Raw genomic sequence first — 25,647 nt, forward strand, 5'->3', positions numbered from 1 at the left:
GTTTGTTTATTTTTTGGCTCATTAGGGTAAAGCTATATGGAATATCACTTTTCTAGGAGGTTTCCATGATGTCTAACTCGATGATTGCCGAAACAAGAGCTGCTCTTACAAACGGTGAGCTGCGCTCCCTGAGACAGCGGGGCAAAGTGCCTGCCGTCGTATATGGCAAACAGTTGTCCCAATCTACAGCTGTCTTGCTTGAAGAGAAAGAATTGCTGGCTTTGCTCCGTTCGCATCCAAAGGCCGTACTGGAACTGAATATTCCATCCCATGGGAAAAAGCCGGTTATGATAACGGAGGTGCAGCGTGATCCCGTATCGCGCCAAGTGCTGCATGTGGATTTTCATCAAATTAACATGAATGAAGAAGTGAAAACGCAGGTTCGTATCGACTTTCTAGGTGAGGCGAACGGGGTGAAGGAAGGCGGCATTTTGCAGGTGATGCTCCATGAGCTTGAGGTGCAGTGCTTGCCGGGCAGCATTCCAGATTCCATTGAGCTAAATGTGGCGGATTTGGAGATGGGCAGTAACCTGCTCGTCAGCGATATCGTAGTGCCAAGCGGTGTGGAAGTGAAGTCCGATCACCAGCAGGTTGTCGTGACCGTGCTAGCTCCTCAGAAGGAAATTTCCGAAGAGGAAGCAGCGGAATCGGCAGCCGAGTCGTTTGCTCAAGAGGTACGCTCAGAGGATGCGAAAGAGGTTAGCAGCAGCTCGTAGCTTGCAGGCTCGCTGGTTGCTCTTAGCTAGCAGCTCGCAGCGCATAGGACAAGCGTGACAGGTCGCTTCTGCTGGATCATGATATAGGTATTGAGGAAATATTGCCATACGATAAAAGCGGCTAGCGGCTCCATGCATTTGCATGGGGCCGCTTTTTGTATGTCCGTTAAGGCAGATGATGCCCTCTAGCGTCAATGCAACGGATGGCAGCGCCTCGCGATGCATACATTGAGATACCGAAATTGAGATGCAAGGAATACTCAGGTACCTTTTTCGAAAAAGGCTCCCGCCTTGAGCTGATCCACGAATTGCTGGAGCCAAGCGTAATATTGTACAGCATGCCGCAGCTTCTGCAAATCCTCCAGGCAGCGCATACGCTCCTCCTCGCTCGTCTTCATGTCCAGAATCAGCTCGCTGAGCAGCGGAATCGTCGATTCGGCCGCTTTTGTCATGACATCCACTTCGTGCTGAAGCTTGGAGGTGAAAAAGTTTTGGAACGTTTTGAAAAAATCGGTCTCCGCCTGATACAGATCCTGCCGCTCCCGCTTCTCTGGCAGCTTCATAATCATTTGCGATGACATTAACGAGCGTACAGCGTAGCTCATATTGCTTTTGCTCATATTCATATGCGCCTTCATCTCATCAAGCGTCATCGGCTTATCCTCGAAAAACATAATGCCATATAATTGCCCGAACGAATAGTTCGCCCCGTATAAATTCATCGTTTGCGCGATTGCGTCAATCATCGTTTGGCGCAAGGCAAGCCGCTGCGTCTCCTGCTCCTCCATATGGTCTGGCATAACCATCCTCCATTTCTCCCGTCTGCCTCTTGTCCATATTATAGCGAACTCTTAGAAATCCAGCTTTATATTTGTATCTTTACAAGAAATTAAGCTGGTGATGACGATGCGTTAATAGTTCTACGACATAATGAGTGTACAATAAATTTTGAATTTATAGATTTTTATTTCGTTAAAACGGCTGAATGGATCATTAATTAAATTTTGATTGAATGGAGAGTTAAGGTGCTGAAACGGACAGAATGGTTGAACGAGTTAAAAGCAGTGCTGTTCACGCTGCCGGCAATGATTCCAATTACGGTCTTTTGGCTGGCGCCGCTGGTGTATGTCTTTTATTTGAGCTTTGTGGAATGGGATTTTATGAGTCCAGATAAGCTGTTCGTCGGCTTGGACAATTATGTATATTTGCTGCAAAATCCTGCCTTCTACCAGTCGCTGAGGGTGACGCTTCTATTCTGCCTTGGCAGTGTGCTGCCTATTATGGCAGGCGGGCTTGGGCTGGCGCTGCTGCTAGGGCGCTCGCTTAAGGGCTCCGCTCTGTATCGAACGCTAGTATTTGCACCTTGGGTAACGCCAACGGTAGCCGTTTCGATTGTATGGTCATGGATATTAGAGCCTAAGGTCGGGCTTGGCAATACGATTCTAGGGGCGATGGGGCTTCCGGCAATTGGTTGGCTGCAAGACCCCAAATGGGCATTGGTCGGGGTGCTGCTGGTCGGCATCTGGAAATCGGTCGGATGGGCGATGATCTTCTACATTGTAGCGCTGCGAAGCGTACCGACGGATATGCTGGAGGCGGCGGGGCTGGATGGAGCAGGTGCTGTTCAAAAATTTCTGCATGTCACGCTTCCGCTTATCTCGCCAACAACGTTTTTCCTGTTCGTTGTACAGACGATTGAGGCGCTGCAAGCTTACGATTCCATTAATGTATTGACGCAGGGTGGTCCCTCAGGCTCGACTCGGACGCTGCTGTATCTGTATTATCAATCGGCCTTCGAATCATTCCAGGTTGGCGAAGCGTCGTTGATTTCTATCGTCATGATCGTCATTTGCGTTCTATTGTCCGCGCTATCCTTCACGGTCAGCCGCAAAATGGTCCATTACAACTAGCTATTAGGGAGGAATTAGGGGTTATGAAGGCTGTTTACCAAGCAGGGCTGGCGCTGCGGCATATTAGCTTGCTGGCTATAGCGCTGGCAATGGCATTTCCATTCTATTGGATGATGACAAGCGCGCTGAAGACAAACGATGAGATTTGGCAGTTTCCGCCGACATTATGGCCGGAGGTGCCGTTATGGAGCAATTATGCGGAGGCGTGGCTTGCAGCACCGTTCGGTCAATACATCGCCAACAGCGTTATCGTGGCGGGTGCCATCGTTATTTTGCAAATGATTAATTCGGCAATGATGGCGTTCGCCTTGACCCATATGAGCTTTCGGTTAAAAGGCTTTTTGACCAGCATGATTATGCTCGGTTACATGATTCCAAGCACAGCGGTGTATTTGCCCAGCTACATGATTTTGTCCAAGCTCCATTTGCTGGATTCATATGCGGGCCTGATTATATCAAACGCGGTCAGCGTCTTCTCGATTTTTCTCATCAGACAGGCCTTTCTGCAAGTGTCGCATGAAATGGTAGAAGCGGGACAAATAGATGGCGCATCGCACAGCCGGATTTTATGGACGATTATGGTGCCGCTAACCCGCGCCTCGTTCGTCGTGCTTGCGCTAATTACGTTTATCTCGCAGTACAACAACTATTTTTGGCCGATGCTGATTACGAAAAATCCCGATCTCCAGCTCGTATCGGCGGGACTGCGCAGCTTCTTCGTGGAAGGGGGTGCTTACGGGCTGAAATGGCCGCTCATTATGGCGGCAAGCTCTTTCACGATTATTCCGCTCTTGCTGCTGTTTTTGTTCGCTCAGCGGACGATTATGCAGAGTGTTAACTTATCTTCTGGCATTAAGGGGTAGCTTTAAGCAAAGAAAATAATAAAAAGTGGAGGAATGGACCATGTTGAAAAAAATGAAATGGATGAGCACGATGTCACTTACCCTTGCAATGGTGACGCTTAGCGCATGTGGACAGACGGCAGGCACACAGACGGGTGAAGCGGGCAGCAGCAGTACGCCTGAGCAATCGGCAGCAGCCTCGGAGGCGCCGAAAGCGCCGGTGCAAATTGAGTTTTGGTACGGCCTTGGCGGCAAGCTGGGCGAAAATGTAGAAGCGACGATTAAAAAATTTAATGAATCGCAAAGCGAGGTCATCGTCAAAGGTGTCGTTCAAGCCGATTACAACGAAACGGAGCAAAAGCTTCAGGCGGCTATTGCAGCGGGACAACCGCCTGCTGCGGTGCTGGCCTCCAATGTGGATTGGGCGGCTAAAGGGTATTTTGAGCCGCTGGATGACTATATCGCCGCATCGCCAGATTTTAAGAAAGAGGACTTTATTCAAACGTTTCTGGAGCAAGGACAAGTAGCGGGCAAGCAGTATTTTATGCCGATGTATGGTACGACTCAGCTCATGTATTATCGCTTGGACACGTTCGAGAAAGCGGGCATCAAGGCGGAGGAGATCAAAACGTGGGAGGACCTTGCGGCAGCAGCTGAGAAAATGGCAGTAAAGGAAGGCGGCAAAACGACCTTCTATGGCTGGGAGCCGATGTGGGGCGCAGACAATATGGTTGATGCGACGTTCAGCAAGGGCGGCAAAATTTTGAGCGACGACGGAAAGACGGTTGTCATTGATTCGCCAGAATGGATCGATACATGGGAATCATTCCGCAAATGGCTGCATGAGGATAAAACGATGGCGATTCACTCCGGTGGACAAGGCTGGGAATACTGGTACAAAACCATTGACGATGTTATGAAGGGTCAAGCGGCAGGCTATACGGGCTCAAGCGGCGATCAAGGCGATTTGGACTTCAGCATCGTTGGCGCTATGCAGCAGCCGGGCTGGGAAGGCGTAGGAGAGGGCAAGCCAGTGGCTCGCGCAGTTATGGCTGGCGTTCCTGCTAAAGCGAAGGAAGAGCAGAAGGAAGCGGCTTTTAAATGGCTGTCATTCTTTACGAAAAGCGAAAACACAGCATCGTGGTCGATGAACACAGGCTATATCGCGGTACGTCTATCTGCACAGGATGATCCGGCGTTCAAGGCGTTCAGCGAGACGAACCCGCAAATTAAAGTGCCGTTGCAGCAGGCGTCGCATGCCTCAAAGCCGTTCCTTGATCCGACTGGCGGCAAAATCACTGATGCGTTGACCGTTGCAGCTGATCAGGTGCAAATCGAAAATATTCCTGCCGAGCAGGCGCTGAAGCAGGCGAAGGAAACCGCGCAGCGTGAGCTGGATAAAGCGCTGAAGGGTAAATAAGCGATGATGAATCGTTTAGGTGAAAATAAACAGCGTACAATGGCTAGTCTTAAGGTTGACGACGGCAAGCCCTGTGACGTTGAAGCCATTCTTTTTGATAAAGATGGAACGATTATTGATTTTGTCTCCATGTGGGGGAATTGGAGCGAGCTGCTGGCGAGCCGTTATACGGCGCGCCTTGCGGCTAAAGGCTTGCATCTGTCCAAAGGGATATTCCCCTCCCTCTGGGGAACCAGCCTGGATGCGGCGGGAAAGGTACGCGCCTATGACCGCAATGGGCCGCTCGCGATGGGGACGATGAATGACTTATATGCGATTGCGGCCTTGCAGGGCTATAAGCTCGGCTTGTCTTGGGGCGAGTCGATGCAGCTAGTGAGGGAAAGCAAGGAAGAGGCCGATTTGGAGCTGAAAAGACGAAAATCTGCTATCCCGCTTGCGGGGGTCGTCCCTTTTATTGAACAGTGCAAAAAGGCAGGACTGAAGCTCGGCATCGTCACGGCTGATGATACCGAGGCGGCGCTTGAGCATTTGGAGTGGATGGGGCTGCTGCCCTATTTCTCCGTTGTTATAGGGGCGGATCTCGTGCCGCGCAGCAAGCCGTATCCCGATATGCTGGAGCTGGCCTGCCAGAGGCTTGATGTTGTCCCTTCGGCAATCGCTGTTATTGGCGATACCGATGGCGATATGCGAATGGGGCAGGCAGCGGGGGCAGCATTATGTATTGGCATAGCGAATCAGGCGGCAAGTATGCTTCCCTCGGCAGATGTCATCATTGCCTCCTATTCGCAGCTTGTTTTGGAGGAAGCTCATACTGAAGGGTGAGTAAATAGTGGGTTATGTATGGCTGGCACTGGCGATAGTGCTTGAGTTATCAGGTACAATATCAATGAAGCTGTCGGCGAGCTTCACGCGCGTGGTGCCGTCGATTGCTATGTTTATTTTTTATGGAAGCAGCTTTACCTGCCTGAACTTTGCCCTGCGTTATATGCATGTGAGCGTTGCGTATGCAGTATGGTCAGGGATAGGCATTACACTCATTACAGGGGCTGGCTATATCTGGTTCGGCGAGCGAATTCCGCTGTCGGCTCTGCTATGGGTCGGAGTGATTGTGATCGGTGTTGTTGGGCTAAATATGAGCATTAGCGCACATGGTGCAGCGGTTAGGGGAAATTAGCGGAGTTAGAGCGGTGAAGCAGCTAAGGCTAAGGAAGCGAAGCGGCAAAAGGAGTTTTTGTGATGAAGAAGGTTAGTTTGTGGTGTGAAACGGATAGGGTGTCAAGCCTCGGCGAGCCGCTGATGTTTTTTCAAGTCATTACGGATACGCATGTAACGGTTGACCCGAATCATGTGCATAATCAGCAATTTGAGCGGGCGCTGCTGGATATTCAGGAACGGGCGACAGCTTCGGGCAGCGCTGGCATTATGCATATCGGTGATATTACAGATCATGGGGCCGAAGCGGAATATGTACAGTTTTCAGCTATTGTCGAGCGTGTGAAGCAAAGCGGCACGCTTCCGCCTGTGCTTTATACGATTGGCAACCATGATACGTGGCTGGATTGGGAGCAAGGGCAGGAGCTTGGAAGCTTTAAGCAATTTACGGGAATGAACAGCGTTTATTATGATCGCTGGATCGCGGGCAGTCATTTTATTTTTCTTGGTTCTGAGGCGCAGGCGGCGAAAAATGCGGAGCTATCCAGCACGCAGCTGGCATGGCTTGGAGAAAAGCTGGAGGAGCACCAGGGGGATGCGCGTCCCGTGTTCCTATTCCTTCATCAGCCGCTGAAAAATACCGTTGCCGGCTCGTTGGAGGAGCAGGAGTGGTACGGCGTGAATCAGGACGAGGAACTGCGCGCGGTGCTGGCCGGCTGGCCGCAGGTGATTCTGTTCACCGGGCACACCCACTGGGAGCTGGGTGCGCCGCATACGGTGTTTGATGGGCAAGGCGAGATCGCGACTATGTTCAACGCAGCGTCCGTCGCGTATTTATGGACGGATGAGGATGAGCATAAGGCCGGAAGCCAAGGTTATTATATTGAAGTCTACGAGCAGGGCGTGCGTGTCCGAGGCCGTGATTTTGCGGCGCGCCAGTGGATGGAAGCCCAGGACTATTTTGTGCATAACGGTCATGCGGATAAAAAAGAAAGCTAGCTCCGCCATTTTTCGTCTTCAATATTGTTCCAAACGATAACGCCTGTCTTATTGATGTAAGCATGCATAGCGGGCGTTTTCATTTTTGAATTTTCACGAAGCTCCACAACAGCCAGCTCTCCCCGGAACGGCTCGGCATTGCTATATGCTGCCGACGGTTTAATCGCATAAGCACCTTGCTGATTGATATAGCCAAAGGATGAGCCCGCTTGAACAGGGGCTAGTCCGTTTGAGAAAGGGCCGCCGGAACTTACGTTCATGGTAGCTCTTTTTCCTTGTTTATTAATGAAAAAGGATTTACCGTTGCGTTCAACATAGGCAAGACCTTCCGAGAAAGGCTGAACAGCGGTGAAATTGGGCTCGAACAGAAACTCGCCGCTCTTGTTAATAAAACCATAGGTATCTCCAGAAGACACGCGTGCAGCACCCTCCGTAAATGAATCGGCATAGTTGAAGCGGGCAGGAATTACGAGCTTTCCAGTTTGATCAATAAACCCGTATTTGATTGTCACGCCTTCCTTGCTTTTTTTTAAATAGCCCACTAAAGCCATGCCATCTGAAAAGCTTGTTGCGCTGCTGAACTGATAAGGAATAACAAGCTTTCCGTCCGTATTAATATACCCGCTGCCTTTACCTATCGTTACGATGGCGAGCCCTTCGGAAAAATCGCGAGCTTTATGAAAAATAGACTCGGTTACCTTTTCACCCTGGGCATTCAGATAACCATACCTCTTATGGAGTTTTCCATCTGCTTCCTTAACTTGCTCTGTGTAAATCACCCGCTCGTTCTGCATAATGCCGATGCAGCGCGTCTGAGGGCATTCCAGCAGCTTCGTTCCGTCAGCCGAAAAATAAATGACCTTTTTCTGTTTGTTGTCGTAAACTTGTACCGGCTCATTCGGCTTTGTAGAGAACGAGCGTGAACCGCTGTCGTATACGGGCTCGATGACGATTTTCCCGCTTTGATTAATGTAACCGTATTTGCCGTCCTTCTTAATCAAATACAAATAATAGCGCGCCTCAGCCGCCGGTTTCGTCTCCTTTTGCGAACCATTGCCTTCTGCACTGCTTGCAGATACCGTACCTGTAATCAGGCTGGTGATGATGGCAAACATAAATAATGCTCGAATTAATCGCATACGCTCATTTCCTCTCTGGTAGCTAGTTTGGTTGGATATGGAATTAATTTACCACGTCTAATGGACGTTGTGGTGGTGAGTTAGGTTGCAGTGTTGGAGTCTTGTATACAAGGTTTCATAAATATATAGAATTAAAATATCGTGAAATCAACTTTATGCTGAATATTAAGAAGGCAAACAGATAGAAGTGCAGAGGTCATTTTTTCACGTGGAACATTTTTCGAAAAGAAGGGGTAAGCCATGTTAACGTTCATAGCGGTTATCTGCTGCAATATATTGCCCGCAGTGAAGGAAAATAAGGTAAAATGGAGAACATAACGAATGATAAATAAGGATCGAGATAGCAAGGAGTGAAAGACCGCTATGAAATGGATTGTGGGACTCGGCAACCCTGGGACGCAATATCAGGGCACGAGGCACAACGTTGGATTTATGGTTATTGATGAGCTCGCACGGCGATGGGGCATTCAAGTAACGCAAAGCAAATGCAAAGCGCTGATTGGCGAGGGTAATGTGAATGGTACGAAGGTTGTGCTGATCAAGCCGATGACTTATATGAATTTGTCAGGAGAATCGGTGCGCTCGTTCATTGATTATTTTAAATCTGATGTGACCGAAGGACTTGTCGTATACGATGATCTCGATACGGAGGTTGGGCGTATTCGTCTTCGTTTCCAAGGCGGGCCCGGCGGACATAATGGCATTAAATCGCTGATTGCACATTTGGGCACGCAGACGTTTGACCGGATTCGGATGGGGATTACGCGTCCACAGCCCGGCGGCAACATTGCCGACTATGTGCTATCCAACTTTCCGAAAAGCGAGCAGGAGCAGCTGAAAATGATGATTGAGCAGGCTTGTGATGCAGCGGAATTTTCACTGAAAGCGTCTTTTGAGGAGACGATGGCGAAGTTTAATCGCTAGCTTGGTCAAAAAGGCTGTGCTGTTCATGGCGTACAGCATCTTTTTCCCGATGCTGCTGCAGTAGATGCGTAAAATAGGCTATAGCTGGGCATACTGAAGGGTATAACCATTCTTCAGGAGGCATACATATGGCTGTAAACTATATTTGCAAACACTGCCGTACGCCTATCGGGACGATTGCAGGCGGTGGCGAAATTACCGAGCAGCAGCTCGGTTTCGATTTCTTGACCCTTGAAGAGCGCAGCGATATAATTACGTATGACCAGCACGGAGACGTGACGGTTAAGGTAATTTGCGATTATTGCCGGGAGGCGCTAGAGGCGAACCCTGAGCTGAACTTAATTGCGAGCCCGTTGCAGTAGAATGAAATCAAGTTGAAAGAAGGACGGCTACAGCCGTTTCACCTTGAGCTCACAAGTAATGTAAGGCCTTGGCGGCTGGCTGAGGCTTCTTTTCGATGATAGCGATTCATACATGCAAAGCGAGGAGCTCACCTTTTTAGGTGGGCGGTTTTGCTTGAAATTTAAGAATTTATAAGTTGTATGCTTATAAGCCGCTTAAATTTCTACGCGAAACGACAGCCTTGCCGCAAGGGGACGGCATCAGCCGTTTACGCTTGAAATATAGGAAAGTATATCCTTTTGTTATCCTTTCTCTATATTTCTCGGAATGAAACGCGCCGCGCCTCCAAAGGATGGCTACAGCCGTTTCACCTTGAAATTTAAGAGTTTATAAGTGGTCTGTTTATAGAAATGGGGTGCCGAGACGATTGAAAGCGTTAATACAGGCTTTTGCGGCTGATCCGGATGTGCAGTCCATAATAGCCGGAATCCGTTCAGGAATGCGCGAGCAAATGGTATCAGGGCTTGCCGGTTCATCCAGACAAGTGCTAATGGCCGCAATGAAAGAAGAGATAGACCGTCCGATGCTTGTCGTGACACATAATATGTTTTCAGCGCAGAAAATTGCAGAGGATCTTCAAGAATGCTTCTCCTCGGATACTGTGCTGCTCTATCCCGCTAATGAGCTGGTAGCTGCCGAATCGGCGGTCTCGAGTCCTGAGACGCTGGCGCAGCGAATGGACGTGCTGATCAAGCTGTCCGAAGGCTTCCGCGGGATTGTTGTCGTGCCATTTTCCGGTATGCGGCGCTACTTGCCTGTAAGCGGCGTTATGGCAGAGGCGAAAATTACGATTAGCGTGGGCGATGTTCTGCCGATTGATAGCTTTCTGCGAAAAATGACTGGACTGGGCTACGTTCGTGCAGACCGCGTTGAATCCCGTGGTGAAATGAGCGTACGCGGGGGAATCGTCGATTTTTATCCGCTAACGGAGGCTTCCGCTTACCGGATAGAATGGTTCGGCGATGATGTCGATTCCATTCGGACATTTGACGCCGCTGACCAGCGGTCGCAAGGCAATATTCAGACTTATACGGTTCCGCCATGCCAGGAAATTGTTGCGAGCGCAGAGCGCTTTGCATCAGCAGCTAGCCATGCGGCCGCCTTGCTGGAGCAGCAGCTTGGCAAAATGTCGGATCGTACAGCCAAGGAGCGGCTTCGCTCGGAAATCGGCAGCGAGCTGGAGAAGCTGCGCGAGCATATGTATTTCACCGATATCTATAAATATATTTCCCTGCTGTATCCGGAACGCCAGACCATTATGGATTATATGCCAGAAGATACGCTGCTTATTATGGATGAGCCTACCCGTTTGATTGAAACGGCGAAGCAGCTTGAGCGTGATGAGGCGGAATGGGCGACGCATTTGCTGCAAAATGGAAAATCGCTGCCGGGCTTTGAGCTTGCGTGCAAGTCGGAGGAAGTTCTGTATAGTAAGCGGTTTCCTACCCTGCTCTTATCCTTGTTTTTAAGGCAAATTCCGCATTCGCAGCCGCAAAATATTCTCAATATGACGAGCCGGGCGATGCAAAATTTCCACGGACAAATGAATGTGCTTAAGGCAGAGATGGACCGCTGGCGCAAAATTGGGGCTAACGTGCTCATGCTCGCCGGAAATGCCGAACGCATGGAGCGCATGCGCCGCGTGCTGTTTGATTACAATATTGAGCCGCCTACGCTGCTGGAAGGCAACCTGCAATCTGGATTTGAGCTGCCCTCCTCGCATCTGGTCGTCATTACAGAAGGAGAAATGTTCTCTCAGAAGCAGCGCAAAGCGCGCCGTATCGACAAGAAGATAGATAATGCCGAGCGGATCAAAAGCTACACCGAGCTGAAGGTTGGCGATTATGTGGTGCATCAGAACCACGGTATCGGCAAATACGTTGGTATCGGCACGCTGGAAATTGCAGGTATTCATAAGGACTATTTGCACATCGTATACGCAGGCGGGGATAAGCTGTCTGTACCGATTGAACAAGTCGATATGATTCAGAAATATGTCGGCAATGAGGAAAAAGAGCCGAAGATTAATAAGCTGGGCGGCAGCGAGTGGACGAAGGCGAAAAGCAAGGTGCAGTCGTCGGTTAAGGACATTGCCGATGACTTGATCAAGCTGTATGCGCAGCGCCAATCGGCGCCAGGCTTCGCCTTTGGACAGGATACCGCTTACCAGAACGAGTTTGAGGAAATGTTCCCTTACGACGAGACGCGTGATCAGCTGCGTGCCATCGAGGAAATCAAACGGGATATGGAGAAGCCGATGCCGATGGATCGTTTGCTTTGCGGCGATGTTGGCTATGGCAAGACGGAGGTTGCTGTGCGGGCTGCATTTAAGGCAGCTATTGAGGGCAAGCAGGTTGCGATTCTCGTGCCGACGACCATTCTTGCGCAGCAGCACTTTGAGACTTTCCGCGAGCGATTCTCCGGCTATCCATTTAATATTCAAGTGCTGAGCCGTTTCCGCTCCCGCAAGGAGCAAAACGATACAATGAAGGGCCTCAAAGCCGGGACCGTCGATGTCGTCATTGGCACGCACAGACTGCTGTCTCAGGACATTGTGTTCAAGGATTTGGGACTTCTGATTGTCGATGAGGAGCAACGGTTCGGTGTATCGCATAAAGAGAAGCTCAAGAAGCTGAAAAATAACGTCGATGTACTGACGCTGACAGCAACACCGATTCCGCGCACCCTGCATATGTCGATGCTTGGCGTTCGCGATTTATCGGTTATTGAGACGCCGCCGGAAAATCGTTTTCCGGTACAGACCTATGTGGTCGAATACAACACGGCGCTTGTCAGAGAGTCGATTGAGCGTGAGTTGGCCCGTGGCGGTCAAGTCTACTATTTGTACAATCGCGTTCAAGGAATCTATCAGATGGCGGAGCTGATTTCAGAGCTGGTGCCGGATGCGAAGGTAGCGGTCGGGCATGGACAAATGTCGGAGCAGGAGCTGGAGAAGACGATTCTCGACTTCCTCGACGGCGAATCCGATGTGCTCGTCAGCACGAGTATTATTGAAACGGGCGTTGATATTCCGAACGTCAATACGCTTATCGTCCATGATTCGGATAAAATGGGCCTGTCGCAGCTTTATCAGCTGCGGGGACGGGTTGGCCGCTCCAATCGGATCGCTTACGCCTATTTCACCTACCAGCGCGATAAGGTGCTGACGGAGGTTGCCGAGAAACGGCTGCAATCCATTAAAGAGTTTACAGAGCTTGGCTCCGGGTTCAAAATCGCGATGCGCGACCTTGCGATTCGCGGTGCCGGCAATTTGCTTGGCGCAGAGCAGCATGGTTTTATTGCGTCGGTCGGCTTTGACTTGTACTCGCAAATGCTTGCCGATGAGATTAGCAAGCGCAAGGCGGAGCTTGATGGCGCCCCTGTACAGGAAACCAGAGTTGTTAGTACGCTCATTGATGTCAGCGTAGATGCTTACCTGCCATCCGATTATATTTATGACAGTATTCAAAAGATTGAGATTTACAAGAAGGTGGCGTCAGTGCGCTCCTTCGATGAGGCGGAGGATCTTACCGAGGAAATCATCGACCGTTTCGGCAACCTGCCGCAGGCGGTAGAGAATCTGATGATGGTAGCCAAATTGAAGGTGTATGGCGCAATGTATGGCATTGAGCAGATTAGTCAGCGCAATGATGAGCTCGTCGTACGATTTGCCTCCGCCGAGAAGAAGCGGATTGATAGAAAACAGGTCGACAAGCTGTGCCTGCATTTCGAAAATCGCTTCCACCAAGGCAGCTCGTTGGAGGACAATCCGGTAATTACCCTTCGAGGCAAGGGACTCGATATGGATCAGCGTCTGCTGCTGCTTGAGCAGTTTTTGAAGCGTTACGCGGATGCACGAATTGTGAAGGAGGAGCTGCAGGATACAGCTCCTTGATTTCCGGTAAATTCGCAATAGGACCCACATATCTGTTACAATACAATCAACTTTATGATTTGAGAGGAGATTTATTAATGTTGCACAATACACGTAAATCGACATGGCGCAGAATGGCTCTGCTCGTAGTTGCGGCCGTGCTGGTCATGTCGGTTTTGGCGGCTTGCGGCTCGAAGAAAGAAGAAGGAAACGGTACAGCGTTCAGCGGTACAAGCGAAGGGGCGACTGTTGCTACTTATAAGGACAATGGCAAAGTAACAGAAGCTGAATTTACAAAGTATTTGGCGGTATTTAATTTCTTGCAGCCAGGCTATGAGTCCGTCACGGCTCTGCCGCAATTCCAGGAGCAATTGCTACAGCAGTACATTGCTTACAAAATCTTGGCGGCTCAAGCAAGCGAAGAAACGGTAAAGCAGGCTGCTAAAGATACGGACAAGCAGTTCGCGGATTTTGAAGCGGCACTGGCGCAGCAAGCCGAGCTCAAAACGCAGCTGGAAGCGAAAAATATTACAAACAGCGATGTAAAAACCTACATGAAGCTGATGCTTGTTGTTGTAGATCACATGAAATCCAAAGTGACCGACGAGGAGCTTAAGAAAGAGTTCGAAACGAACATTGCCAAATATTCGACTGTAACGCTCCGTCATATTCTAATTGCCACTTCCGAGAAGGATTCGGAAACACAAGAAACGAAGGAGCTGCGCACGAAAGAAGAAGCGCTGAAAATCGCGAAAGAAGTAAAAGCGAAGCTGGATGAAGGCGGCGACTGGGCAGCTCTTGCTAAGGTCTATTCTGATGATCCAGGCTCGAAGGAGTCTGGCGGCCAATATGCAAATGCAAAGCCAGGCGACTGGGTTGAAAACTTCAAAAATGCTGCCATGACGCAAAAAATCGGCGTTATCGGCGATCCAGTAGAAACCGAATATGGCTATCATGTCATTATGGTTGAGAAGCGCGATGAGCTGACGTACGATAAGCTTGACGATGCGACGAAAGAAGCTGTAGAGAGCGCTGTGGCTTACGCCCACATGAGCACTTTCATGAGCGAAGATATGAAAAATCAAGATGTGAAAATTACGCTGCCTGAGCAATCTCCTGCACCAGATGCAGAGCAATCCCCAGCAGCAAGCGACGCTGCGAAAGCGACTGATGATGCTGCGGCATCACAAGAGCCTGCTGCATCGGCTTCACCTAGCGCGTCGGTAGAGCCGTCCGCATCGCCTGCGGCGAAGTAATAAACGCCTATCGCATATGCGATGAGTGTATAGAATAAGCAAAATCCCCATGCCTTAGCTAACTAGCTGAGGCATGGGGATTTTTGCTGTGCCTGCTTGGCGCACGCGTTTAACCATGCGAGAAGCGCTGGCGGTATTGGCGCGGCGAAAGCCCCTCATAACGCGAGAAGCAGGAGGTGAAATAGGCAGGCTGATTAAAGCCGACCTCCTCGGCAATGCGGGCGACTGCAAGGTCAGTCTGAAGCAGAAGCAGCTTTGCTTGTTCTAAGCGGAAGCGCATTAAATAATCGAAGGGCGCGCAGCCGAACTCTTTTTGCATGCATCTGGCAATGTAGACGGAATGGAAGTTAACCGCCTCGCTTAGCTCCTGCGCTGTTATGTTATCACGGTAGTGCTCACGCAAATAGGAGGCGGCTTGCTCGGCGCAATGTGCGGAGGGTGAAGGCCCGGCTACCTCCAAGGAGGCAGATAGCTGCTCCATAATCTCTTGAAAAGCGAGCTGCTGCTTCCATTTGACGCCGGAAATATGATCATTTGTATTCAACTGCACGAGCTGCCGCAGCAGGCTGTCCATCCGCGAAGGCTGGAGCAGCCTGGCAAACTGCGGGAGCTGTTTTGTAAAGGTTGGCATCGTGTAAAAGTTATTGTTTTGTATACGTTCAAGGCTGCTGCCGCCAGGCTGTTGATCGGCGAGCCTTTCTGAAACACTCCATGCACCGGTCGTCTGAAAATGTATCCAGTAGTAAGCCGTTGTTTCTTGGCAGGCCCTCGTCGCGTAATGATGAGCATCAGGCCGCAAAATGAGGGCGTGACCACCACGCACCTCATATTCTCGCTCTTCCTCCCCGATATAAAGGCAGCCTTTATTCACGACGAGTAGGTCGAACACGCCAATATTTCTTCTGCTCGGGTGTTTCCGTCCGGCAGGGGCGATGGAAAGACCGCCTATAATGTAATGGGGAAGCGGGGGAATCGTCAAATGAATCATCGTCATCTGGCCATGCCTCCTCCTTGCCTTGAAGTTTGTATTTTAATAGTTTCGGTTTTGAAAATGATACATCATGCTCAGTATAGCATCTATAATTTGAGAAGACGAATGACATAAGAGCAACGGATGAGCCAGCAAGTCTGGCTCCAGAGGGAGATAGGAAGATGGCAGTAAAGAACAAAAAATTATCGCTGTGGCTGCTGGCGTGGCCGATTTTTATTGAGTTGTTTTTACAATTTTTGCTTGGCGCGGCAGACACGCTGATGGTAAGCCGGATATCGGATCAGGCGGTTGCCGTGGTCGGCTTCTCCAATCAGCTGTTTCAGGCGCTCACGACGCTGTTTATTACAGTGGCCAGCGGAGCAGGCATACTCATTGCTCAAAAGCTGGGTTCACGCAAAAACGAGGAGGCTCGGACGATTGCGATAATGGCGGTCAGCGTGAGCGGTATTATCGGCATTGGGCTGAGCATCGTACTATTTACGATGCCTGGGCAAATCGCTTCGCTCCTTAAGCTGCCGGAGCATTTGATGCCGCTTGCTGAAACTTATATTTCTATCGTGGGCGGGGGCATGGTACTCATTTCCTTAATGGCGGCGCTGAGCACGGCGATTCGCAACACCGGCAATACGAAGGGGCCGATGTATACAGCCATTGGCATGAATCTTATACATGTCGTTCTCAACTATGCGTTTATTTTTGGCGCCTTCGGCTTTCCGGAATGGGGGCTGAAAGGAGTAGCGATATCGACCGTTATCTGTCGTGTGCTTGCCGTCACGGTGCTGTTTGTTATGTTCATGCATGCTTTTGAACGTACCATTCGGGTCCGCGATCTTACAAGCTTCAGCCGCAAGTTGTTTGGCGATGTGCTGCGAATCGGTTGGCCGCTTGGCGTCAATGTGTCCTGCTGGGTATTTACACAGCTGCTTATTTATACGTTTCTGGCGATGCTCGGCACGACCGAGCTGGCGGCTCGCACGTATTTAAATACACTGGAATCGTTTTGCTTCATGTTAGGCTATTCCATTGCTTTGGCGGTGCAAATTCAAATTGCTCATTTGTTTGGAGCCGGCCGAACGAAAGAGGCTTATGGCATAGCGTATCGCGCCATGTGGATTGGGCTTGCCATCGTTACGGTCAATGCCATGCTTATCTTCCTATTCGGCAAGCAGCTGCTCGGATTATTTACGGAAAATCGCGAAATTATAGCGCTTGGCGTTTCGCTGCTTGGGCTCAATCTAATTCTGCAACCAGGAAAAATGGTCAATATGGCGATGGGAAATGCGCTGAACGCCGTCGGCGACACAAGATTTACAATGTGGAGCTCGCTAATTTCCATGTGGCTCGTTGCAACGGCGCTGGCGTACTGGGTTGGCATTGAGCTGGGCTGGGGGCTGCTTGGCATTTATGCCTGCATGATTTTGGATGAGTACATTCGGGGGGCGTTAGCTCTATTTCGCTGGCGGGGGCGGAAATTTCTGCTCAAAGCCGAGCTGCAGAATGAACGGGAGCAAAAGGCTGTACAAGGCACGCTAGCGGCGGGCTCGGGTGCCCTTGCTAAGTGAAGATGGGTCCAAAACATTGGGGTGTCGTTTGAGGTTATTGCATGTCATTGCATCACAAAAATAGCCGTACCAACAAGAGTAAGTATCCATAAACAAGGAAAAGCAGCTATGCGCCAAGCGTGTAGCTGCTTTTTTATGCTTGAAAACAAGAGCTGAGCATGAACGAACGGGCATCATCCTTAGTAAAAGCGAGTTGAAAGTCTAATTTTATGTTAGATAAAATAACTTAAATATAAAGAGGGAAGCGGATTGAAACGCGAATGAGGCATTGGAATCATTTTCAGACTGAATAAATATGTCATAAAAACTATCTTTTTGTCGATTGAAATAAAAAAAGAAAAAGTTGTGTTAGATATATTGACATGAGATAAAATGCCAATCTATAATGAACCTGCGAACGTTCCCTCTGGACGAACGATTTATACATAACTTCTCATAACGTTCGGTTTTAGCTGTCTCTTATACAAATAATGCGTCACTTAGGGGAGTGGGAAAATGAAAAACAGAAATTTCATTCAAGCGGGGATTATTGTATTGCTTATTAGTCTTATTGTAGCGGCATGCGGGGGAAATAAAGAGACGGCCTCGACAGCAGCTTCGGAAACGGCGGGGGGAAGCGATGGGGCTGCACCGTCAGATGGCATTAAGGTAGGTATCCTTCACTCGCTTAGCGGGACGATGGCGATAAGCGAAGTGTCGGTAAGAGATGCAGAGCTAATGGCTATTGAAGAAATTAATGCGGCAGGCGGTGTGCTGGGCAAGCAGATTGTTCCGGTTGTGGAAGATGGGGCGTCGGATTGGCCGACCTTTGCCGAGAAAGCCCGCAAGCTTATTTCTGAGGATAAGGTGGCGACTGTGTTCGGGGGATGGACCTCCTCAAGCCGTAAGGCAATGAAGCCGGTATTCGAGGAATTGAATGGCTTGCTCTGGTATCCAGTGCAATATGAGGGGCTGGAGGCATCGCCAAACATTTTCTACACAGGAGCGACGACGAACCAACAGATTGTGCCGGCGGTTGACTGGCTGCTCGAAAATCGCGGCAAAAAAATGTATCTGCTTGGCTCGGATTATGTATTTCCGCGCACGGCTAATCTGATCATTAAAGAGCAGCTCAAGGCTAAGGGAGGCGAGCTTGCAGGCGAGGAATATACACCGCTTGGACATACCGATTACAGCACTATTATTAGCAAAATCAAAGAAGCGAAGCCGGACATCGTATTTAATACGCTAAACGGCGACAGCAACGTCGCTTTCTTCAAGCAGTTGAAGGATGCAGGCATTTCCGCCCAGGATTTGACGACATTGTCGGTATCTGTGGCAGAGGAGGAAATCCGCGGCATTGGGGTTGATGTGCTGGAAGGGCATTTGGCGGCATGGAACTACTATCAGACGACAGATACGCCGGCCAATGCGGCTTTTGTAGCTAATTATAAGAAGAAATATGGCGCGGATCGGGTGACGGCTGACCCAATTGAAGCTGGATACACAGCGGTGTATTTGTGGAAGGCGGTCGTAGAGAAGGCGGGCTCCACTGAGGTTGCCAAAGTAAAAGAGGCGGCGAAGGAGCTAGAGTGGGATGCGCCGGAAGGCAAGGTGCGCATTGACGGGGAGACGCAGCATATTTACAAAACGGTAAGGATTGGCGAGGTTCAGGCAGACGGGCAGTTCAAGGAGCTGTGGAATTCTGGCGAAGCGGTGAAGCCTGACCCATATTTGAAAAGCTATGAATGGGCAGCAAGCATTCAGCCATCCGAGTAGAAGGCTTGGTTTTATAATTTCGGGATGCTCTGGGGCTTCGGATGTGTATGGCCTATAGCAGCAGCGGTATAATGGCGATGGCGCAAGCCATCGCAGGAGGTGGAGAGTGGGATGGATGTATTTATATTGCAGCTGTTCAATGGCATTAGCGTAAGCTCGATTTTGCTGCTGATTGCACTAGGGCTGGCGATTACATTTGGTTTAATGAAGGTCATTAATATGGCCCATGGCGAGCTGATTATGATTGGCGCTTATTCCACCTATTTGACGCAAAATCTGTTTCAAGCTTATATGCCGGGCTCTTGGTTCGACTGGTACTTTATTTTAGCGATTCCAGCAAGCTTCCTGATTGCGTTCTTGTTTGGATTTCTCCTTGAAGTTAGCCTGATTCGCCATTTGTATGGCAGGCCGCTTGACAGCTTGCTGGCAACCTGGGGCGTTGGGCTTGTGCTTCAGCAGCTGGCACGGTCTATTTTCGGAGCCCCCAATGTGGCGGTAACCAGTCCTGCTTGGCTGAATGGTGGCATGCGTCTATTGAACGATGTCGTGCTTCCTTACAAAAGGCTCTTCATTGTCGCTTTGGTCGCGGCCTGTCTGATCACCATGTACTTCTATATTTATCGCAGCCTTGAAGGCAGGCGCATGCGTGCCGTTATGCAAAATCGCGATATGGCGGCATGCCTTGGTGTATCGACCCGTCGCGTAGACGCCATGACCTTCGCGATTGGCTCAGGCATTGCTGGAATTGCGGGCTGTGCACTCACGCTGTTGGGGCCGATTGGGCCCTCTCTGGGCACCTATTATATTGTTGATGCGTTTATGGTTGTCGTGCTTGGAGGTGTCGGCAAGCTGGTTGGAACGGTGCTTGGTGCGCTCGGCATCGGCGTGTTTAATACAATGTTTGAGTATTGGACGAATGCTTCGCTTGGTAAGGTGCTGGTGTTCTTGTGTATCGTGGCATTTCTGCAATGGCGTCCATCCGGGTTTGTGGCGATGCGTACACGCTCGCTTGATTAATAGAGAAAGGGGTGACGGGTGTGAAAATAGAGCAGCGAGGTTTATCACCCCAGCGTTTGTGGATTTTGGCGGGTTATGCAGCTGCGGCCGTGGCGTTGTTCTCGGCGCCGATGTTTTTGAGTGATTTTCGCCTCAACCTGCTCGCAAAGTTTCTTGCTTTTGCTATTGTGGCGCTAGGGCTGGACTTAATTTGGGGCTATACCGGCATTCTCAGTCTCGGCCATGGCATATTCTTCGGCATCGGCGCGTATGCGATGGCGATGTACTTGAAACTTGCGGCAAGCGGTGGGAAGCTGCCGGATTTTATGGGCTGGAGCGGACTTAACGAGCTGCCGCTGTTCTGGCAGCCGTTCAGCAGCTTTGGCTTTGCGGTAGCTATGGGGATTATGCTGCCTGCACTGCTGGCGCTATTTCTCGGCTTTTTCACCTTCCGCAATCGCATTCGCGGTGTGTATTTTACGATTTTGACGCAGGCGTTGGTCATTATTACGACGACACTGCTAATCGGTCAGCAGGCTTTCACTGGGGGGACGAACGGCGTAACGGGGTTTAGTCAAATATTAGGAGCTTCGCTCGCCTCCCCTGATACGAAGCGGATTTTATATTTTGTTACGGTGCTGGTGTTGATTGCGGTTTTTGTAGCATGTCGTTATGTTGTCGGCAGCCGCTTCGGCAAGGTGCTCCGCGCCATTCGCGATGGAGAAAACCGCGTGCGCTTCATCGGTTACAATCCTGCTATGTATCAGATGGCTATTTTCACTTTATCCGCCGCGTTTGCGGGTATTGCGGGTATGCTGTTTGTGCTCCATGTGGGCATTATTTCTCCTTCCATGATGGGCATTGTGCCCTCCATTGAAATGGTGCTGTGGGTGGCTATTGGCGGGCGCGGCACCTTAATCGGAGCGGCGCTGGGCGCTGTATTGCTTAATTGGGCAAAAAGTGAATTCAGCACCTCCTATCCCGAGGGCTGGACGTATTTTCTCGGTGCCATGTTTGTCGTCGTTGTCGTATTCCTGCCCAATGGCTTAACGGGACTGCTCGGCAAAATCAAGCTCGGCAAAAAACGGAGGGTGACGAAAAATGAGCCAACCATTGAGTATCCTGCAATGTAATGACGTGACGGTGGAATTTGACGGCTTCAAAGCGATTCAGGGCATGAGCCTCAACTTGGCAAAAGGGGAGCTGCGCTTCCTAATCGGTCCGAACGGCGCGGGCAAAACGACGATGCTGGATGTTATTTGCGGTAAGGTCCGCCCTTCAACGGGGCAGGTTACATTCAATGGCGCTATTGATATTACGCGAAAAAAAGAGCATCAAATTGCCGAGCTTGGCATCGGGCGCAAGTTTCAGGCGCCTTCGATTTTTCCTTCCATGACCGTGCTGGAAAATCTGGAAATTGCACTGCGTCAGCGGCGCGGCGTGTTCGCTACGCTGTTTGCAAGGCCGCAGGCAGAGGAGCAGAAAAGGATGAGAAGGCAGCTGGAGATGATCGGTTTATCCGACCAAGAGGATAGCCGTGCAGGCGGGCTTTCGCATGGCGAGAAGCAGTGGCTGGAAATCGGCATGATGCTGCTGCAGGAGCCCGATATTTTGCTGCTCGATGAGCCGGTGGCTGGAATGACCGATAAGGAGACGGATAAAACAGGGGAGCTGCTTCAGGAAATTGCTCGGGAACGCTCCGTCGTCGTCGTCGAGCATGATATGGAGTTTGTGCGCGGCTTTGCGAGCAAGGTGACGGTCATGCATGAAGGCAGACTGCTCAAGGAAGGCACAATGGAGGATGTGCAGCGGGATGATCGGGTAGCCGAGGTGTATTTGGGGAAAAGGCGGGATGCGGATGCTAGCCGTTCGACAGCTTGAGGCCGGATACGGGGAAAGTATTATTTTGCGCGATGTATCCTTGAAGGTGGAGCCGGGTCAGGTGGTATGCCTGCTCGGTCGTAATGGCGTTGGGAAAACGACGCTGATGAAAAGCATTATGGGGCTGCTGAAAGCGCGGCATGGTACAGTGGCCTATAAAGGTGTGGATCTGACAAAGAGAGCGCCGGGCAGAAGGGCGAAGAGCGGCATGGGATACGTGCCGCAGGGAAGAGAGATTTTCGGGCAGCTTACGGTATACGAAAATATATTGATTGGCTTGGAGGCTGCGCCGCGGGAGGGGCGAGGGCGTGGACAGGCGAATAGAATTCCGCCTGCGGCCATTGCGAAATTTCCGGTGCTGCCGGAAATGTATGCGCGGCGCGGCGGTGATCTGAGCGGCGGACAGCAGCAGCAGCTTGCTTTTGCCAGAGCGCTCGCTTCGCAGCCATCTCTGCTGCTGCTCGATGAGCCTTGCGAGGGCATTCAGCCCTCCATCGTGGAGGATATCCGCGAGGTCATTCGTTCCGTTAAAGCGGATGGCCAGACGGCGATCCTGCTCGTTGAGCAAAGCCTCGATTTTGTAAAAAGCGTAGGCGATTATTTTTATATTTTGGAAAAGGGCGCTATGGCTTGGGAAGGAACACTCGCGCAGTTGAGCAACGACGTGATCAAAAAATATTTGACGGTATAATACCGCGTTTCAACTAAAAGAATGGCCTACTTCTCTAAAGGTGCAAGCTGCTTTTTAGAGAGGTAAGCCTTTTTCTGTATTTATTTTCTATTGTTGTTATCGTTGAAGCCGCTTTGGTCTGCTTAACGTGCTGGGACAACGTGGTTACATTTTCGTTTTGCGATAATGGTTCCACAGCATAACAATAAATAAGGGAATGGCAACTGCATTTGTAGTGTGGGCAAGCGGCATGTCGGTGATAGGGGAGATAAGCTTGCTTAAGAGACTTACAAGCAATAAGAGGATGGCTCCGATAATGGCTGATCCTGGAATAATAATTCGGTAATTATTTCTGGACCATTTGCTGAGCAGGGCGGCTGTTACAAATCCTACGCAGGCTACTGGTCCAACAAGCCACACGGCCATACCCGTCATAACGATAACGACAATAGCGGACAGACTATATACAACAACACCGGCATTTTTCTCTTGATAATAATGTTTGGAAATAAAGAATGACAGAATCATAGCGCCAATTAGAGCGACGACAATCAGGGAAGCTAGGGCATACGATTCTCCTTTAAAAATGCCGTGCCCTAATACTGAAATGAAAATGGCACCTTGATCAAAGGTGTGACCCATATATAGACGCAATAATAATGAGAAGAAATGGGCAGTTGTTCCGATTAAAGCGCCAGCAAAAATAAGCTGAATCGAGGTCAATGGGATTTTGAGCATTCGAAACATGATATATAGGATGATGCAGCCTATGAGACAGCCTGTTATAGCGCTTACTGCTGTAATGATAGAGACTGTGCTTGAATGAGGAATATTAGTCATACTTGGCCAGGTGACAAGCAGGGCAAGGCTTGTCATTTCCGTCAGCCCAAAGGTTGTGGGTGCAGCCATACGATTGCGCGTAAGTCCTTGAAGCATAGCGGCAGATGCGGCGAGTGCTGCTCCTGCTAATGTAATGGCAAGGGTATTGGGGAGTCTTAATGTCATCAGCACTTCGTATGTGTTGGATTCCCAATCCTTTGCAAAAATAACTTCTTTAAAATCAATGAGGGTTAGTCCCATGACACCAGTTGACAAATGCCAAGCAAAACAAGCAATTAACAAAATTGGCCCTAAAATAAACAAGGCAGAGACAAACAGAGGATTCGCTTTCGTACGTGTGGTCATGAATCAATAGTCCTTCCTAAAAAATCTATTTCCCTTTATATCGGAAATATAGAGGGAATATTACACCCGGACTGTTCATCACACTTAGTAGGTCTGCTTATAGCTTGAGCCATTGCCGCAGCAACTGGGCTGTTTGCTCTGGGTGGGAGATCGGAAAATGATGCCCATAAGAAAGGCTGCTCAGCATCAAATGGCGGTAGCGCTCAGGCAGCTGATAGTTCCGTTCCTGTTCTCCCCATAAAATATGAACCTTCTTCTCGTCCCACTGTTCCGGCGTTAGCTGAAAGCTTTGCGGACGCGTCAACTCGCGCAATAGCTCGGCAAGTGTCCTCCTTACCCGCGGTGAGCGCAGCTCATCTTGGACGTATCGGGTATATTCGGCTGGAATTTGTGCTGCTGATTCGAAGCAGCTTTGCTTAATCAGCGACTTGATGAGCGCGTCCTCACTCATGCGTGAGAGCGCCATTTCCGTAAGCCAGCGCTGTTTATACATGGAGGGTGCCGGATGAAAAACGGGCTGCAGCAGTCCGAGCGCTTGAATGCGTTCGGGCAGTCGCTCCATGACCTTGGCGGCAAGGAGAGCTCCATAAGAATGCCCGATTAAGATAACGGGAGTATCCATTTCGGCAATGGCTTCTATAAGGCTCTCCAAGTGGCCTTCTATGACGTTGGACTTATGGTGATAGGGGCTTCTGCCTAGTCCAGGAAGGTCGGGGAGCCAGACGTTGGCATTTTGAAAATAATTGGCTAGAGGAATCAGGCAATCCGCTCCGCTAAAGGTGCCGGGTATGAACAAAATTGGATTTCCGCTGTGGTTGTTATTGTGCAAGGCAGTCATATTGCCTAGCTTGCGCTGATGGTAGCCCTTATGCGCCATCACGGAATGCGAGAGGCGAAAATCGAGATCAGCGATTGTGCGGCGCAAAGCAGACGGTGTCACCGTGTAGTCCAGCGCATATTTTTGTTGAATGTATCGGGCGGAATCGAGCGAATAAGAATCGTCTACGACAAAGTTCAGTGATTGTTGAGGAATGCCCAGCTTGCCGCCCAGCGGGCTTCCGAGTACTTTGGATAAGATCCCCAGCGGTAGAGAGCCGACAGGCTTAGCTACGCGAAGCTCCTTGGCCATCGTTGTAATAAGCTCCATCATATTAGGATTGTCCTCCTTCGCTTGCAGCAAATAATACGTTTGACTGAGAGGCTGCTCTTCTTGGGCAAGTGCGGCGAGAAAGGCGGCGGCGTGATCAAGGTGAAACAGGGGCAGCCAATATTTTTCACCCCCCGGCGCAAGGGCCATCAGTTTTCGGCGTGCAGCATCAACGAGAATGCCGAGACCGCCAAGCTGCTCTGTCTCTCCTGTTGCGGAATCGCCGATGACGACGCCGGGGTGGACGACGGACAGAGGATAGCCTTGTTTGGCGCTTTGCTCCCGCAGGTGAAGGTCAGCAAGGAACTTGGCCTGCTCATAAGGCGGCTCATGGTTTAAAGAGGCAAGAGCCTGCGCTTTCTGCGATAGATCCTCATTGCGAAACGGGCTTTTAAAGCCGACCAAGTGGATAAAATGGCGCAGCGACTTTTCTGTATGAATAAGAGAGGCGATTTCAGCCATATGCTGTGAGGCCTGTAAAAACACCAGCTTGGCCTGTTCGTCACTCAGACTGATATCCATAGGACCGCCCGCATGAATAATGACATCCGCTGTTTTCACTCGCGCCAAATCCTCTCTGCTCAAGCCCAATAAAGGCTGTGTCAAATCGCCGCATACCGGCTTAATGAACTCGTTATGCCGTAGGTTCAGCTTGTCCAAAAGCTGCTCATACTTGCTTAAAGAACGAACGAGAACGGTTGTGTGCTGCTTGGTTTGTGCAAGGGCCTGTATTAATCGTTGTCCAATAAATCCTGTGCCGCCTGTAACAAATAAATGTGTCATCATTTTGCTCCTTCTATATCCATCTTTTTGTGAGTTAAAA

Annotated in this window: 22 protein-coding genes; 17 read left to right on the forward strand and 5 right to left on the reverse strand. The window is 50.1% G+C overall.

The features are described 5' to 3' along the window. The first annotated feature begins 65 nt into the window (after positions 1–65). Complete coding sequence (locus V5J77_RS00195; RefSeq protein ID WP_338553802.1) at positions 66–716, forward strand: 50S ribosomal protein L25; 651 nt, start codon at positions 66–68, stop codon at positions 714–716. A 260-nt stretch (positions 717–976) separates the two neighbouring features. On the opposite strand, the gene V5J77_RS00200 is transcribed toward V5J77_RS00195, so the two are convergent. After that, positions 977–1,522 (reverse strand): transcriptional regulator, encoded by a 546-nt coding sequence (locus tag V5J77_RS00200; protein WP_338553803.1) that lies wholly within the window; start codon positions 1,520–1,522, stop codon positions 977–979. A gap of 279 nt (positions 1,523–1,801) precedes the next feature. Here V5J77_RS00200 and V5J77_RS00205 point away from each other — a divergent pair, with 279 nt between their 5' ends. The 6 genes from V5J77_RS00205 (at position 1,802) to V5J77_RS00230 (ending at position 7,039) form a co-directional block, all read left to right on the forward strand. Beyond that, complete coding sequence (locus V5J77_RS00205; RefSeq protein WP_338556477.1) at positions 1,802–2,626, forward strand: sugar ABC transporter permease; 825 nt, start codon at positions 1,802–1,804, stop codon at positions 2,624–2,626. Positions 2,627–2,649: 23 nt separating this feature from the next. Next, the gene (locus V5J77_RS00210; protein WP_338553804.1) at positions 2,650–3,489 is read left to right on the forward strand and encodes a carbohydrate ABC transporter permease; all 840 of its coding nucleotides are present in this window, start codon (positions 2,650–2,652) and stop codon (positions 3,487–3,489) included. A 40-nt stretch (positions 3,490–3,529) separates the two neighbouring features. Beyond that, positions 3,530–4,888, forward strand: a complete 1,359-nt coding sequence (locus tag V5J77_RS00215) for an ABC transporter substrate-binding protein (protein ID WP_338553806.1) — start codon at positions 3,530–3,532, stop codon at positions 4,886–4,888. Positions 4,889–4,891: 3 nt separating this feature from the next. Beyond that, on the forward strand, positions 4,892–5,710 hold the full coding sequence (locus V5J77_RS00220) for an HAD family phosphatase (RefSeq protein ID WP_338553807.1): 819 nt from the start codon (positions 4,892–4,894) through the stop codon (positions 5,708–5,710). A 7-nt stretch (positions 5,711–5,717) separates the two neighbouring features. Next, the gene (locus tag V5J77_RS00225) at positions 5,718–6,062 is read left to right on the forward strand and encodes a multidrug efflux SMR transporter (RefSeq protein ID WP_338553808.1); all 345 of its coding nucleotides are present in this window, start codon (positions 5,718–5,720) and stop codon (positions 6,060–6,062) included. Positions 6,063–6,124: 62 nt separating this feature from the next. Next, positions 6,125–7,039, forward strand: coding sequence for a metallophosphoesterase (locus V5J77_RS00230; protein WP_338553809.1), 915 nt, complete (start codon positions 6,125–6,127; stop codon positions 7,037–7,039). Here V5J77_RS00230 and V5J77_RS00235 read toward each other — a convergent pair. Beyond that, the gene (locus V5J77_RS00235; RefSeq protein WP_338553810.1) at positions 7,036–8,178 is read right to left on the reverse strand and encodes a WG repeat-containing protein; all 1,143 of its coding nucleotides are present in this window, start codon (positions 8,176–8,178) and stop codon (positions 7,036–7,038) included. The genes V5J77_RS00230 and V5J77_RS00235 overlap by 4 nt on opposite strands. Before the next feature lie 363 nt (positions 8,179–8,541). Here V5J77_RS00235 and pth point away from each other — a divergent pair, with 363 nt between their 5' ends. The 4 genes from pth to V5J77_RS00255 all read left to right on the forward strand — a co-directional run bounded on the left by pth (position 8,542) and on the right by V5J77_RS00255 (position 14,634). Continuing rightward, positions 8,542–9,102, forward strand: a complete 561-nt coding sequence (gene pth / locus V5J77_RS00240) for an aminoacyl-tRNA hydrolase (protein WP_338553811.1) — start codon at positions 8,542–8,544, stop codon at positions 9,100–9,102. A gap of 128 nt (positions 9,103–9,230) precedes the next feature. Continuing rightward, positions 9,231–9,464: an anti-sigma-F factor Fin family protein gene (locus V5J77_RS00245; RefSeq protein WP_046234476.1), complete on the forward strand. Its 234-nt coding sequence runs from the start codon at positions 9,231–9,233 to the stop codon at positions 9,462–9,464. Positions 9,465–9,871: 407 nt separating this feature from the next. Next, positions 9,872–13,399 carry a transcription-repair coupling factor gene (gene mfd / locus V5J77_RS00250; protein ID WP_338553812.1) on the forward strand — a complete coding sequence of 1,176 codons (3,528 nt, stop codon included), beginning with the start codon at positions 9,872–9,874 and terminating at the stop codon, positions 13,397–13,399. A gap of 77 nt (positions 13,400–13,476) precedes the next feature. Continuing rightward, complete coding sequence (locus tag V5J77_RS00255) at positions 13,477–14,634, forward strand: peptidylprolyl isomerase (protein ID WP_338553813.1); 1,158 nt, start codon at positions 13,477–13,479, stop codon at positions 14,632–14,634. Positions 14,635–14,743: 109 nt separating this feature from the next. Here V5J77_RS00255 and V5J77_RS00260 read toward each other — a convergent pair whose 3' ends face one another. Beyond that, entirely contained in the window at positions 14,744–15,628 is an 885-nt protein-coding gene (locus tag V5J77_RS00260) for an AraC family transcriptional regulator (protein WP_338553814.1), read from the reverse strand. A 158-nt stretch (positions 15,629–15,786) separates the two neighbouring features. Here V5J77_RS00260 and V5J77_RS00265 point away from each other — a divergent pair, with 158 nt between their 5' ends. The 6 genes from V5J77_RS00265 to urtE all read left to right on the forward strand — a co-directional run bounded on the left by V5J77_RS00265 (position 15,787) and on the right by urtE (position 22,513). Next, positions 15,787–17,187: an MATE family efflux transporter gene (locus tag V5J77_RS00265; RefSeq protein ID WP_338553815.1), complete on the forward strand. Its 1,401-nt coding sequence runs from the start codon at positions 15,787–15,789 to the stop codon at positions 17,185–17,187. A gap of 495 nt (positions 17,188–17,682) precedes the next feature. Then, on the forward strand, positions 17,683–18,945 hold the full coding sequence (gene urtA, locus V5J77_RS00270) for an urea ABC transporter substrate-binding protein (protein WP_338553816.1): 1,263 nt from the start codon (positions 17,683–17,685) through the stop codon (positions 18,943–18,945). Between the two features lie 111 nt (positions 18,946–19,056). Then, positions 19,057–19,962: an urea ABC transporter permease subunit UrtB gene (gene urtB, locus V5J77_RS00275; protein WP_338553817.1), complete on the forward strand. Its 906-nt coding sequence runs from the start codon at positions 19,057–19,059 to the stop codon at positions 19,960–19,962. 26 nt (positions 19,963–19,988) lie between these two features. Beyond that, on the forward strand, positions 19,989–21,074 hold the full coding sequence (gene urtC / locus V5J77_RS00280) for an urea ABC transporter permease subunit UrtC (RefSeq protein WP_338556478.1): 1,086 nt from the start codon (positions 19,989–19,991) through the stop codon (positions 21,072–21,074). Continuing rightward, positions 21,043–21,822, forward strand: a complete 780-nt coding sequence (urtD, locus tag V5J77_RS00285) for an urea ABC transporter ATP-binding protein UrtD (protein WP_338553818.1) — start codon at positions 21,043–21,045, stop codon at positions 21,820–21,822. The genes urtC and urtD overlap by 32 nt, the downstream gene beginning before the upstream one ends. Continuing rightward, positions 21,800–22,513, forward strand: a complete 714-nt coding sequence (gene urtE, locus V5J77_RS00290; RefSeq protein WP_338553819.1) for an urea ABC transporter ATP-binding subunit UrtE — start codon at positions 21,800–21,802, stop codon at positions 22,511–22,513. The genes urtD and urtE overlap by 23 nt, the downstream gene beginning before the upstream one ends. 144 nt (positions 22,514–22,657) lie before the next feature. Here the strand turns inward: urtE and V5J77_RS00295 are convergent, their stop codons facing one another. Both V5J77_RS00295 and V5J77_RS00300 read right to left on the reverse strand, forming a co-directional pair. Next, entirely contained in the window at positions 22,658–23,677 is a 1,020-nt protein-coding gene (locus V5J77_RS00295) for an iron chelate uptake ABC transporter family permease subunit (RefSeq protein ID WP_338553820.1), read from the reverse strand. 97 nt (positions 23,678–23,774) lie between these two features. Beyond that, a complete protein-coding gene (locus tag V5J77_RS00300) occupies positions 23,775–25,610 on the reverse strand; it encodes an alpha/beta fold hydrolase (RefSeq protein ID WP_338553821.1) in 1,836 nt (611 codons plus the stop codon). Positions 25,611–25,647: the final 37 nt, after the last annotated feature.

Source organism: Paenibacillus sp. KS-LC4, from assembly GCF_036894955.1.
Classification (GTDB): Bacteria; Bacillota; Bacilli; order Paenibacillales; family Paenibacillaceae; genus Pristimantibacillus.

Coding starts and splice junctions, on each gene's coding strand:
- V5J77_RS00235 (WP_338553810.1), bottom strand. CDS start 8,178: ATGCGATTAATTCGAGCATTATTTATGTTTGCCATCATCACCAGCCTG.
- V5J77_RS00255 (WP_338553813.1), top strand. CDS start 13,477: ATGTTGCACAATACACGTAAATCGACATGGCGCAGAATGGCTCTGCTC.
- V5J77_RS00265 (WP_338553815.1), top strand. CDS start 15,787: ATGGCAGTAAAGAACAAAAAATTATCGCTGTGGCTGCTGGCGTGGCCG.
- pth (WP_338553811.1), top strand. CDS start 8,542: ATGAAATGGATTGTGGGACTCGGCAACCCTGGGACGCAATATCAGGGC.
- urtD (WP_338553818.1), top strand. CDS start 21,043: ATGAGCCAACCATTGAGTATCCTGCAATGTAATGACGTGACGGTGGAA.
- V5J77_RS00200 (WP_338553803.1), bottom strand. CDS start 1,522: ATGGTTATGCCAGACCATATGGAGGAGCAGGAGACGCAGCGGCTTGCC.
- V5J77_RS00300 (WP_338553821.1), bottom strand. CDS start 25,610: ATGATGACACATTTATTTGTTACAGGCGGCACAGGATTTATTGGACAA.
- V5J77_RS00195 (WP_338553802.1), top strand. CDS start 66: ATGATGTCTAACTCGATGATTGCCGAAACAAGAGCTGCTCTTACAAAC.
- urtB (WP_338553817.1), top strand. CDS start 19,057: ATGGATGTATTTATATTGCAGCTGTTCAATGGCATTAGCGTAAGCTCG.
- V5J77_RS00215 (WP_338553806.1), top strand. CDS start 3,530: ATGTTGAAAAAAATGAAATGGATGAGCACGATGTCACTTACCCTTGCA.
- V5J77_RS00210 (WP_338553804.1), top strand. CDS start 2,650: ATGAAGGCTGTTTACCAAGCAGGGCTGGCGCTGCGGCATATTAGCTTG.
- V5J77_RS00260 (WP_338553814.1), bottom strand. CDS start 15,628: ATGACGATGATTCATTTGACGATTCCCCCGCTTCCCCATTACATTATA.
- V5J77_RS00220 (WP_338553807.1), top strand. CDS start 4,892: ATGATGAATCGTTTAGGTGAAAATAAACAGCGTACAATGGCTAGTCTT.
- V5J77_RS00230 (WP_338553809.1), top strand. CDS start 6,125: ATGAAGAAGGTTAGTTTGTGGTGTGAAACGGATAGGGTGTCAAGCCTC.
- V5J77_RS00245 (WP_046234476.1), top strand. CDS start 9,231: ATGGCTGTAAACTATATTTGCAAACACTGCCGTACGCCTATCGGGACG.
- urtA (WP_338553816.1), top strand. CDS start 17,683: ATGAAAAACAGAAATTTCATTCAAGCGGGGATTATTGTATTGCTTATT.
- V5J77_RS00205 (WP_338556477.1), top strand. CDS start 1,802: ATGATTCCAATTACGGTCTTTTGGCTGGCGCCGCTGGTGTATGTCTTT.
- V5J77_RS00295 (WP_338553820.1), bottom strand. CDS start 23,677: ATGACCACACGTACGAAAGCGAATCCTCTGTTTGTCTCTGCCTTGTTT.
- urtE (WP_338553819.1), top strand. CDS start 21,800: ATGCTAGCCGTTCGACAGCTTGAGGCCGGATACGGGGAAAGTATTATT.